Origin of the sequence: Tahibacter caeni, assembly GCF_024609805.1 — a bacterium.
Classification (GTDB): Bacteria; Pseudomonadota; Gammaproteobacteria; order Xanthomonadales; family Rhodanobacteraceae; genus Tahibacter; species Tahibacter caeni.
This window is the reverse complement of the sequence record NZ_JANFVR010000184.1, coordinates 1-9,729: the sequence shown is the minus strand read 5'-3', so window position 1 is coordinate 9,729 and position 9,729 is coordinate 1. Positions and strand designations below refer to the sequence as shown.

Here is a 9,729-nt window from a genome sequence, read left to right as displayed (position 1 = left end):
GGTGCTCCAGCACCATCCGAACCGCTCGCTCCCGCACTTCCGGAGAGTGTCTCTCTGACTTCTTCTTCATGGCTCCATCCTCTCAAAGGAAAGAGCCTCCGGAAAAGCCGGGGCGGTTCAGTTGCACGGATCCTGCCACTGCGGGTCCGTCCGCCTCACGCTTCCCCACGCGCCTGAAACGGCGACGAGCTGCAACTGCTCGCTATGCCGCCGTACGGGAGGCATCTGGGCATTCTACGAGCTCGGCACGGTCTCCATCCAGGGCCACCCGGACAGCACGGAGAGCTATGTATGGGGAGATCGCACCCTGAAGAATTACCGGTGCAAGACCTGCGGCATCTTCACCCACTGGGAACCGATCGAGCTGACGCCGGGCGCCCGACACGGAGTGAACCTGCGCAACTTCGAACCCGCGCTCCTGGGGCTGGTCGTCGTCCGGCGCTTCGATGGCGCGGACACCTGGAAATTTCTCGATTGAGCGCGTAAGGCGTGATTGAGGGGTCCGGTTACTTCCAGTATGGCCTGCGCCTCGCGTGGGTGGACCTGCCCCCTTCGTACCCTGTTCGGTCTTTGGTTCCGCCGTACTGAGACGGGATTCAGCGGACTCCCGAAGGGAACCTGACCCGAGTGGCACTGACTTAGCGCCGACCCTCTGATCCGAAAAGAAAAGCCGGCTCGCGATGCGAAGGTGGAGTTACCAGACAACACCAAAAAGCAAAGGCGCCGGCTCGTATGCATCCTATGCGCAGCGTTCGCGTGCGACAACGGCACGCGTTACGGCGCGGTCTTCGCTCGATCGATGCCCACGCATTCTTCGACCTGCTGATCGATTCATCCATGCTCGATCAGATCGAGTTGCTTCTTTCGAGTATTGGAACTCCGGCGTCCTAGTCCGTAAGCTGCACCGCGGCGATTTGCATTTCATTTGCGTAGATAGCGTAAGCGCGGACCTTGCCTTCCAGCTGGGGCCCGCTGCTGCTCATTCGTACTCCAACGATCTGGACTGTTACATCGACAAGCACTTCACGGTTCGGGTGCTTTTTGAGCACAGCTTCGGCCAAGCTCGGCTCAAGTGACCAGAGCTGGACTTTGGACAGATTGACCAGTCGCAATTCAACGCGGTTGCCCGGGTACTTGCCACTACTGAATTTCAGTATGGTCCCGGGCATGAACGCGCTCAGGTAGTAACCTTTGCTGTCGGCATCGTACTGGCTGAATTGACTTCGCACCCTAATAAGCAACGAACCAATGTCGGCGGTATCTGCAAACATTGCTTCGAAAGGCTTACGTGCCGCAGATAGAAGCGACTCTCTATCGGTGAATTCACTGGTTGCTTGGCGGGCAACTACTTGCTCTGCCCATTTGTCCATGGGAGGTTGCCGGCCTAGCAGGCGGTCAGCAAGCATTTCCATTTGCAATGCATCGGGATAAGACAGCAAACGCTCTCCAGACCCAAGGCCAGGACTCTCTGCTGCGCCCAGGGCCTGGAGAGCGTGTAACAGCAATATCCACAGCGCAATGGCTGGAACCTTCATCACAAATCCACCGGCTTGGAATTCGCCTTCTTGAGCGCTTCAGCTTGCTTGTCTCGGCGTATGCCGTCCAAACGTTTCTTGAGCTGTTCGTTAACAGTCATCCAGTGATCTTGATCTGCCATCGCGACATGGAGAACTTCGACAAATTTCGTGTCGACGACGTAAAAAATAATTTTCGCTTGAATGGTAAGCCCACAACCACGCCGAAACCTCTGGATAGAGGCCGAAGAATCAGCATCGAAACCGCTGCCGACGCACGCGTCAAGAAGTGGATTCCCCTTACCTATTGCTTCCCCGTCCTCTCCTCGCGCCCAGGACATCGTGACTGATTTTCCCTGCTCGCCGCGTATTAGCTGAGGCTCGCCGTATTTGGTCATCAATGCGATAGCTGTCGCCTCTACTGATGGCCTATCAGCAGGAGCGAAGCGCTGCTTTCGCCAGATCGCCGTTAGAGTTTCCTCACCGCGGGCGCCGGGTGTATCCGCGGTTATGAAGTCCTCCGCAATCCATCTCACTCCATCCAGTGGGCAGTCTTGCTCGTTAGGGCCGTAGTAGCACCTCGTGCTGACGCCAGTTTGTGCGGTAAACGACTGTGGACCCAGCGAGTCCAGACCAGGGTCTCCAGTGCGGTAGCCCTCGGACGCATTGATAGTTGCTTTTGGCATGCGACGTTTGACGATGCTCATCGCATCGGCGAGCTTCATCCCTAAACGCAAGCCTGCAATTTCGGGAGGACCGCTTTCCGCAGCAGGAGGGGACGCTCCCCGTGAAAACGCGCACACGGCGATTAGCGCCAACCCCACCAGGGCGCGCCACAATGCTCTGATAGCCATTAATCTTTCCCCTTGTCTGCCATTCGGGTCAGGCTCACTTCCTGAATAGATCTCCTGTGTCGCCAGACGGGTGTACCTCTCACCAGTGGAGTTCGGGAAGCAAGCGCGTCGACTCCTTGGACAGGACACAGGCTCGACGTCGTCCCGTCAGCCCTCCCTCCCCACCGCCTCCAGTATTTCCGTCACCACCTGCTTCACCCCCGCCAGCCCATGCACCTTCCGCCAATCCCCATTGGTGTCGTTGCCGACGATGATCAGGTTCATATGGTTCTCCGGCGCATCGGTGTATTGCCCGATGCGCCGCAGTGCGGTGGTCACCTGAGCGCTGCTGCCACTGAGGAAGTGCCAGCCGGGCTTGGCCTGGACGCGCCGCGCGTAGTCAGCCAGTACCTGCGGCGTATCGTGGTCCGGATCGACGGTGATGGACACGATGTGGACGTCTTTACCCAGCCGTGACCCGAGCTGTTTCTGCAGTGCCTGGAGCGTCGTCATCATCACGGGACAACTCCCTTCGCAGCGGGCGAAGAAGCTGTGCAGCACGATGCGGCGGCCGGCGATGATGTCGTTGTAGAGGTCTACGGGTTTGCCGTTCTGGTCGACGAGGGGGAGGTCGGCCAGGTAGATGGCGGCGCCGTCGCGGGGTTTGTCGGTGCTGGGCGTTGGCGTGTCAGCGGATGGTGCCGCTTCGGGTGATGTTTCAGCGGCGCTGGCTGGTGTGGTGGTGATGGCGATGGCAGCGGTCGTCGCGGCGAAGGTGATGGCGGCGGCGATGTGGCGGAGGTTGGTGAGTCGCGGAGTCTTCACGCTGGGGGCCGACGGGTGTGGGTTATTGGTGGGGGTGAGGCGGAAACCCATCCCCACCCATACCCTCCCCTTGAAGGGGAGGGTTTATCCGGCGTTGACGGGGAGGGCCGCTGGTGGACGAGTCCGGGATTATTGGACCAGTTCGACTGCGCCGGTGACCGGATTGAGCCAGTACTGATCGGGCACGCCGCCATAGGCGATCTGCTGCTGGTTCTTCTGGAACAGCTGCATGGTGGGGAAGATCAGGCGGAAGCCGGGTTCGAAGATCTGGCCTTGGGGGTGCTGCGAGATTTGCGCCTGGTAGACGGCAATGCGGCGGCCGGCGAGGAGGCGGACGAAGCCGTTGACCGAGAGTTGTACCTGGGCCAGGGACTGCACGCGCGTGAGGATCTGCTTGACCTGGTTGCGGTGCCACTCGGGGGTGCGGGCGGGGTCGTTCATGTTGGCCAGCAGTGCCTTGGCCGCCGGGGTGCCGGCGTTGGTCAGGGCCTGGGTGAACTGGGTGCGCCAGTTCGGCGTGGGGCCGCCGCCGGGGACGAGTTGCAGCAGGCCGCAGCGCTGGGGCGAGAACATGGGCCGCGTGGGATCGATCGCGAGGACGTCGTAGAGGAACTTCTCGTCGATGAGGCCCGAGGCGACCATCTTCTGCGCCAGCAGCATGTCGGTGTGGGATTTCACCGGTGTCTCGAAGGCGTGGTCGGCGTCGATCTGGTTGATGGGCTGCACCGCGTTCTGGAAGCTGCCGCTCTGGTAGTCGAAGAACTGGGCCTGGAACAGGTTCAGTGAATTCGTATACAGCGCCTTGTCGATTTCGATGTACTGGATGTCCCCGGCCAGGCGCTGGTCGACGAAGGCGCCGATCGGGGCCTTGATCGTGGTGGCCGGGCCTTCGAATGCCAGCAAGTCGGAACCGAGGTTGACTTCCTGTTCGCAGAAGACCGGCCGCAGCTGTTCCTGCAGCGACAGCGCGCTGCGCTGCTTCATGTAGGCCGGCGATGACGCGAGCTTTTCGTTGCCGGCCTTGATCCAGCCGGAGAACGTTTCGGAGCTGACGAGGTTGTCGAGAATCGTCACGTATTCCGGCGCGATGCGCATGGCGCCGAGCGGCAGCGGGCGTTCGGGGCGCCACCAGGAGTCGTGCGGGAATGCAAGTTCCTTCATGATCGGGCCGCCGTTCATGTGGCAGCCGGAGCAGCGCAGCCGCGGCAGTGTGGCCTTGCCGGTGCTGTCGGGCGGGCCCATGAAGATCGGTTGCGACGGATCGTAGCCGCGCCAGAGATTCGCGATGTCGGCCTGGATGTCGGCGGAGTCGCCGCGGTAGAACCATTGGCCGCCCTGGCCGGTGCCGCGGATTTCGTAAAAGTTGTACATCTGCTTGCGCGGATCCCAGACCAGCGTTTCGAGCAGCAGGTTGTCCGGTGTCGCGGCCTGTTGCGGCGACAGGATGCTGGTCAGCGCGACGTTGTCGATCGAGGCCGCGGTGAAGTGGCCGTAGAACCAGTCGCCGGGCACGAGCTTCTGGCCGCCGTAGCTGCCGTCGATGGATTCGAAGAAGCTGAAGCTGCCCTGCGGCAGCGGGTTGTGGTAGCCGCGGTTGGCGACCATGGACGGGCGCGAACTCATCTTGTTCGCGAGCACGAGGTTGCGGAACTGCAGCGCGTTCTCCGGACAGCGCGGCTGCGCGCTGAGCAGCTTGAACAGGGCGTCGTCGTGCGCGCCGGGCGGCAGCGTGTTGCCGGTGGTGTTGTTCTGGATCTGGCAGCGCGTCGCCGGTAACGTCGCCGGCGTGGTCTGCGTGGCTGCGGTGGCCAGCAGCGCGGCAAGCAGCAGTGTCATGTCGGATTCCCCAAGGACAATGATGGAAAGGCCGCCGCCCCACGGCGGCCGTGTCGTGCCGGCTGAGCGAAGCTCAGGCCGGCGGGAACAGCACGAGCAGGTCTTCGATGCCGAGCGTGTTGACCGGCACCGACCAGATCAGGTCCGGCGCGAGCTTGCGCTCCGTCAATTGCCCGGTACGCGGATCGACCTGGATGCGCTGCGCGAATTCCAGCGGCTGGTTTTCCTTGAACGGCAAGGTGGAAAACTGTACTTCCCAGGGCTGGCGGCCGCCGAGCACGAAGCCGTGCGACACCTCGCAGTCGAGCACCGCGAGGATCTGCTTGCGCGTGTACTTTTCCTTCTTGATCAGGTCGGCCAGGTTGTTCGCCATCGGCAGGTCGAACGGACGGTTGCGCGCATAGATGAAGTGGTCGCCGGCGACCGACAGGATTTCATGCACGCGCTGCTGGCCGTGCCCCTGGTTGCGCATGACCTTGATGCCGAGGAAATAGCCGCCGGCATCTTCCAGGCGCCACCAGTGTTCGAGATAGCTGGCCTGCACGCCGTGCTCGAGCACGTTGCGGCCGCCGAGAATCTCGAAGCGGCCTATGTCGATCGATCCGTCGGGCGGCTGGTAGTCGATCTCGTGGTGCCAGGTGATGATGTAGCCTTCGGTCGTCGTATAGCCGGCGAAGCCTTCCTGCGGATACAGGGTCGTCAGTTCCGCATTGCTCAGATCGGCCAGCGAATGTGCGTTCGGAAACGCGGGTCGATCCTTCGGAATGCGGCAGTCGCCGAACAAGGTCGGCGTCTGGATGTTGCGCACGTTGACGGTGTTTTCCGGCGGCCCCTGGTTGTTGTTGATGACCCAGAGGCGTTCCCACGACGCGGTGATCCAAGACGGTACGGGTGTGCTCACGTCGCGGCTCCTCAGTGATTGCCCTGGTGCGCTTGCGGCTTGCCGCCCTTGGGCTGCTGCGCGTTGTTGATCAGGAACGAGTAGTCGGCCGCATACGGATTCTTCGCCGTGGCCGGCGTGCCCGCCGTGGCCGGATCGAAGATCGTGGTCTTCGTGGCCGGCTTGATCGTCGCGATCGCGGCCGAGGCATGGCAGTCCAGGCAGGTCAGGCTCTGCACGTAGGTTTCCATCGTGGTGTTCGCGACCGGTTCCTGGCTGGGCCCCGGCGAGAGCTGCGGCGTCGGCAGCGGCGTGCGCGAGCCCGCGGCGATCGGCGTGTTCTGGTTCGACCACAGGGTGTTGACGAGCTCGTAGTTCAGGAACACCGAATTGGGATTTTGCGGCGCGATCACCTGCGACCAGACGTACTGGTTCAGACCGACCACGTCGTTGTTCGGACGCGTCGGAATGTCGGTCACGCGGACCGCTTGTATGGGAGCGTCGTACGGATTCTTGCCGCCGCCGTAGGTCGACGGATTCGCGTTGACCGTGCACTGGTAGTGGTCGGTGGCCGGATCGCAGCTCGGGTTGTAGTAGGTGTACGGCGGCGTCAGGGTGCCGTTGGCGACCTGGGTCTGGCTCGGCACGTTGCGCTTGTGTTCGAACGTGGCCCAGATGAACTGCTGGCCCAGCGCGGTCTTGTGGATGATGTGCAGGCCGACGAGGCCGACGACGACGGTCTTGGGCTTCTGGCCCGGATAGGTCACGACGGCCTTGGAAATCTTGTAGTGCGGCCAGTCGGCCGCGTTGGGCAGTTCGAGCCAGGCGGCCTTGGTCTCGATCGAGCCGGTGTTGCCGTAGGCCGCGCTCGCGCTCGTGCCGTCGGGCAGGTTGATGCCCGGCGAGACCACGAAGGTCTGCTGCACGTTCGCGTTGTACAGCTTGTTCTGCACGATGTAGTTGTATTCGTCCTCGTTCATGCGGCGCTCGTACAGCGTGAGGATGCCGCTCTGCGCCGTGAGCCACGGACTGCCCTGCGAGGCCTGGCCGATCGCGCTGAGATCGAGCGTCGGTTCCGGAGCGATCTCCGATTGCATGCCGCCGAGCACCTTGACGCTCGGCGTGCCGCCGTAGCCGCCGTTCCAGGGGCCGGGGTCCTGCGCGTTGGCGAGGAACACCTCGTCGGATTCCTTGTAGGTCTCCCAGACCGTCGCGCGTTCGTCGTTGGCCGCGCCGAACCGGCTCGCCGGCACCGTGGTGTCGGGCTGGCCGCGCTGGCTCGTGGAAGCGATCCAGTTCAGCGCAAGGAACTGCTGCCAGGCGAAGCAGTTCGCATCGGCCTGGCGCGTGAGCGCGAAGTCCTTCGGCACGGTATAGCCGTATTGACCCGGCGTGGACGAGACGAGGAACGGCGGAGCGAGGCAGTTGCTGGTCGAGCCCCGCGCGGCCGTTGCCGCCGGCGTGGCCGGAGTCGCCGGTGTCGCGGGCGTTGCGGGTGCGGCTTTTTCCGCAGTCGCCGTGCCGTCGTCGGTGCGGCGCGCTTCGCGATTGCAGGCGGCCAGCGCGATCGCCGCGGCCAGCAGGCTGAGGCCGAATGCCTTGATGGACGAGTTCATGATGGTCTCCTCAGGCCGCAGTGCTGGAGGACGCCACGACCAGGAAGGCCGGCGCCGGGGTGAGTGAGGCGGAGAACGACTGGCCGGCCGGCACGATGACGACGCCGCGCACGCCGGCCGCCGCCGTGGCCGCGACGCTGACCGACAGGTTCAGCAGCTGGCTGGCGCTCGGGTAGGTGTTGCCGGGCACGGCGTAGGTGACGGTCCCGGTGAAGCCGGTCACTTTCGTGCTGACCTTGCCGTCGATGCTGCCGTCGGCGTTCGTGAAATACACCGTGGGCCACTGCTCGGGGGGCAAGGGTTTTTCGCCGGTCGGCGCGGCATAGGTCAGTGCGAGCGCGACGTTCTTCTCGCCGGGATACAGGGTCGGCGGAATGATGCTGGAGTTGCTGGCCAGCGACATGGTCACGCCCGACGGCGTGTTGACCGTGGTGCCGTAGTAGGCGTCCCAGACGTTCTGGAACAGGATCTGCAGTGGTTGCGCCTCGGTGACGACCGAGGGCGAAGTGACGCAGGGCAGCGCCGGCGCAGGCTGCGGCGGCGGCACGATGGGCCGGCCGAACAGGGCGATCTCCAAGGTCGCCTGTACTTGCGAGCCGTACTCGATCGGCGCGCCGGCGATCGTGATGTCGCCGACGGTGAAGCTCACGCCGGCGTCGATCCAGTCCTGCGGAATCTGGAAGGCCGCATGCAGGATGAAGGAGCCCGGGAAGCGCGCGCCCGTGATTTCGTCGGTGACGTGCTCGAAGCCGCGGATGATGTGCCAGCAGTCGGCCGCGCTCGCGCCGGGCGGCAGTTTGGGATCGGCGGGCAGCTGGTACTGCGCGAAGCTCGGCATCTGGATGTACAGGCCCGGCGGATCGGCCAGCGAGATGTTCGTGCCCGCGCCGACGGCGAGATTGATGCTCTGGCCGATGTGCGGATCGCTGTTGCGGAAGTTCTGGCCGTACTGGCCGCAGCAGATCAGCGCCTGCGGATCGGTGTTGCCCGCGCTGCGCTGCACGGTCGCGCCGGCGCCGAGGCCGAGTTCGGTCTGCAGGGTGTTCGGCGTGGCGGTGAGATGCATCGCGCCGCCGCTGCGCTGCGCCGGCGTGCCGCTGCGCACGCAGAAGGTCGTCGTGTTGAAGCGGTTGAGCGGGTTGTAGGCCGGACGGTTGGTTTCCGGGTCGATCACGGGCTGTCCGCTGGCCGGGTCGACCAGCTGCAGGTCGGCGACGCCGACGGTGATCCACTGGTCCTGCGGCGCGCCGGTGTTGAGCGCCTGCTCGTACACGGCGCAGACGCGCTCGGGACTGATGCGCCACAGCGTCTGGAAGTATTCGGGGTTTTCGCAGGTGAAGTCGATGCGCGTGATCTTGTTCTGCGCGTTGCGCACGACCGAGAACTCGCAGTATTCGTCGAGCCAGCCGCGCGGGCCGTAGGGGCCGAACGGCTGCAGCTGGCCGCTCCAGTCCGGCTGCGGACAGCGCACTTCCGGAATCGGATAGCGCGACAGTTCGCCGGAGTCAGCCAGGGCAAAGAGTGCACTTTGCGGAAGGTTGTACGGATTCGGCGGCACCTGGTTCTGGCCCAGGTACTGGATCAGGCGGTTCGGGAACGCGATCCACGCCACGTCGACCGCGCCGCTGCCCTTGGGAATGGGGGTGGACAGCGGGTCGTAGTAGGCGGTCTGCGCGGCCGAATACAGCGAGTTCCACGGATTGCCGGTGATCGCCTGCCGGGTGAAGCCGTCGACGTTCTGGCTCCACAGCGCGGCGAGGCGGGCGTAGGCCGCCGGATCGTCCGGAAAATCGTTGTTGCAGCCGGGCGTGGTGAAGGCCTGCAGCCGGTAGCTGCCGCTTGCCGGGTCGTAGACGTACTTCGGCGTCACCGGCGTTGCCGCGGCCTGCATCAACGGATTGCTGCCGCCGTTTCCTGCTGTATTCGACATGGCTGTGCTCCCGGGTTGGGCTACTTGGCTTCGTAGATCAGGAATTGCCGGTTCCGGTGCGCCAGGCCGAGGGCTTCGGACTCGATCCAGACGTAGTACATGCCGGGTTGCGGCGGGGTAAAAGCGAGTTCGTAGTTGCCGTCGCCGCGGGCGGCCGGCACGCTGCGCTGCTGCCAGATGCCGGGGGCGAGCAGCGCCAGCGCACGCAGGTCGGTGCTTTCGCGCCGCGCGCCGGAAGCATCGACCAGGGCGAAGCGCAGGCGCGCCGGCTGGCCGGCCGCGAGCTCCGCCGGCG

8 protein-coding genes and 1 pseudogene are annotated in these 9,729 nt (G+C 64.1%); 1 reads left to right on the top strand and 8 read right to left on the bottom strand.

The window, feature by feature from the left end:
- Positions 1-121: 121 nt before the first annotated feature.
- A pseudogene (locus tag NON22_RS25065) lies at positions 122-343 on the top strand (GFA family protein); the annotation flags it as partial.
- Positions 344-887: 544 nt separating this feature from the next.
- On the opposite strand, the gene NON22_RS15190 reads toward NON22_RS25065, so the two are convergent.
- The 8 genes from NON22_RS15190 to NON22_RS15155 form a co-directional block, all read right to left on the bottom strand.
- Positions 888-1,535, bottom strand: coding sequence for a hypothetical protein (locus NON22_RS15190; protein ID WP_257387796.1), 648 nt, complete (start codon positions 1,533-1,535; stop codon positions 888-890).
- Entirely contained in the window at positions 1,535-2,368 is an 834-nt protein-coding gene (locus tag NON22_RS15185; RefSeq protein ID WP_257387795.1) for a hypothetical protein, read from the bottom strand. Before NON22_RS15185 ends, NON22_RS15190 begins: the two co-directional genes overlap by 1 nt.
- Before the next feature lie 147 nt (positions 2,369-2,515).
- Positions 2,516-3,223 (bottom strand): SCO family protein, encoded by a 708-nt coding sequence (locus tag NON22_RS15180; protein ID WP_257387794.1) that lies wholly within the window; start codon positions 3,221-3,223, stop codon positions 2,516-2,518.
- 78 nt (positions 3,224-3,301) lie between these two features.
- Positions 3,302-5,008 (bottom strand): hypothetical protein, encoded by a 1,707-nt coding sequence (locus NON22_RS15175; RefSeq protein WP_257387793.1) that lies wholly within the window; start codon positions 5,006-5,008, stop codon positions 3,302-3,304.
- A 73-nt stretch (positions 5,009-5,081) separates the two neighbouring features.
- Entirely contained in the window at positions 5,082-5,909 is an 828-nt protein-coding gene (locus NON22_RS15170; RefSeq protein WP_257387792.1) for a hypothetical protein, read from the bottom strand.
- A gap of 11 nt (positions 5,910-5,920) precedes the next feature.
- Positions 5,921-7,504, bottom strand: coding sequence for a hypothetical protein (locus NON22_RS15165; protein WP_257387791.1), 1,584 nt, complete (start codon positions 7,502-7,504; stop codon positions 5,921-5,923).
- A gap of 10 nt (positions 7,505-7,514) precedes the next feature.
- Complete coding sequence (locus tag NON22_RS15160) at positions 7,515-9,434, bottom strand: hypothetical protein (protein WP_257387790.1); 1,920 nt, start codon at positions 9,432-9,434, stop codon at positions 7,515-7,517.
- 20 nt (positions 9,435-9,454) lie between these two features.
- Positions 9,455-9,729, bottom strand: a 275-nt coding sequence (locus NON22_RS15155) for a hypothetical protein (RefSeq protein WP_257387789.1), incomplete at its 5' end; no start/stop codon positions are given.

Coding starts and splice junctions, on each gene's coding strand:
- NON22_RS15185 (WP_257387795.1), bottom strand. CDS start 2,368: ATGGCTATCAGAGCATTGTGGCGCGCCCTGGTGGGGTTGGCGCTAATC.
- NON22_RS15160 (WP_257387790.1), bottom strand. CDS start 9,434: ATGTCGAATACAGCAGGAAACGGCGGCAGCAATCCGTTGATGCAGGCC.
- NON22_RS15175 (WP_257387793.1), bottom strand. CDS start 5,008: ATGACACTGCTGCTTGCCGCGCTGCTGGCCACCGCAGCCACGCAGACC.
- NON22_RS15190 (WP_257387796.1), bottom strand. CDS start 1,535: ATGAAGGTTCCAGCCATTGCGCTGTGGATATTGCTGTTACACGCTCTC.
- NON22_RS15180 (WP_257387794.1), bottom strand. CDS start 3,223: ATGGGTTTCCGCCTCACCCCCACCAATAACCCACACCCGTCGGCCCCC.
- NON22_RS15165 (WP_257387791.1), bottom strand. CDS start 7,504: ATGAACTCGTCCATCAAGGCATTCGGCCTCAGCCTGCTGGCCGCGGCG.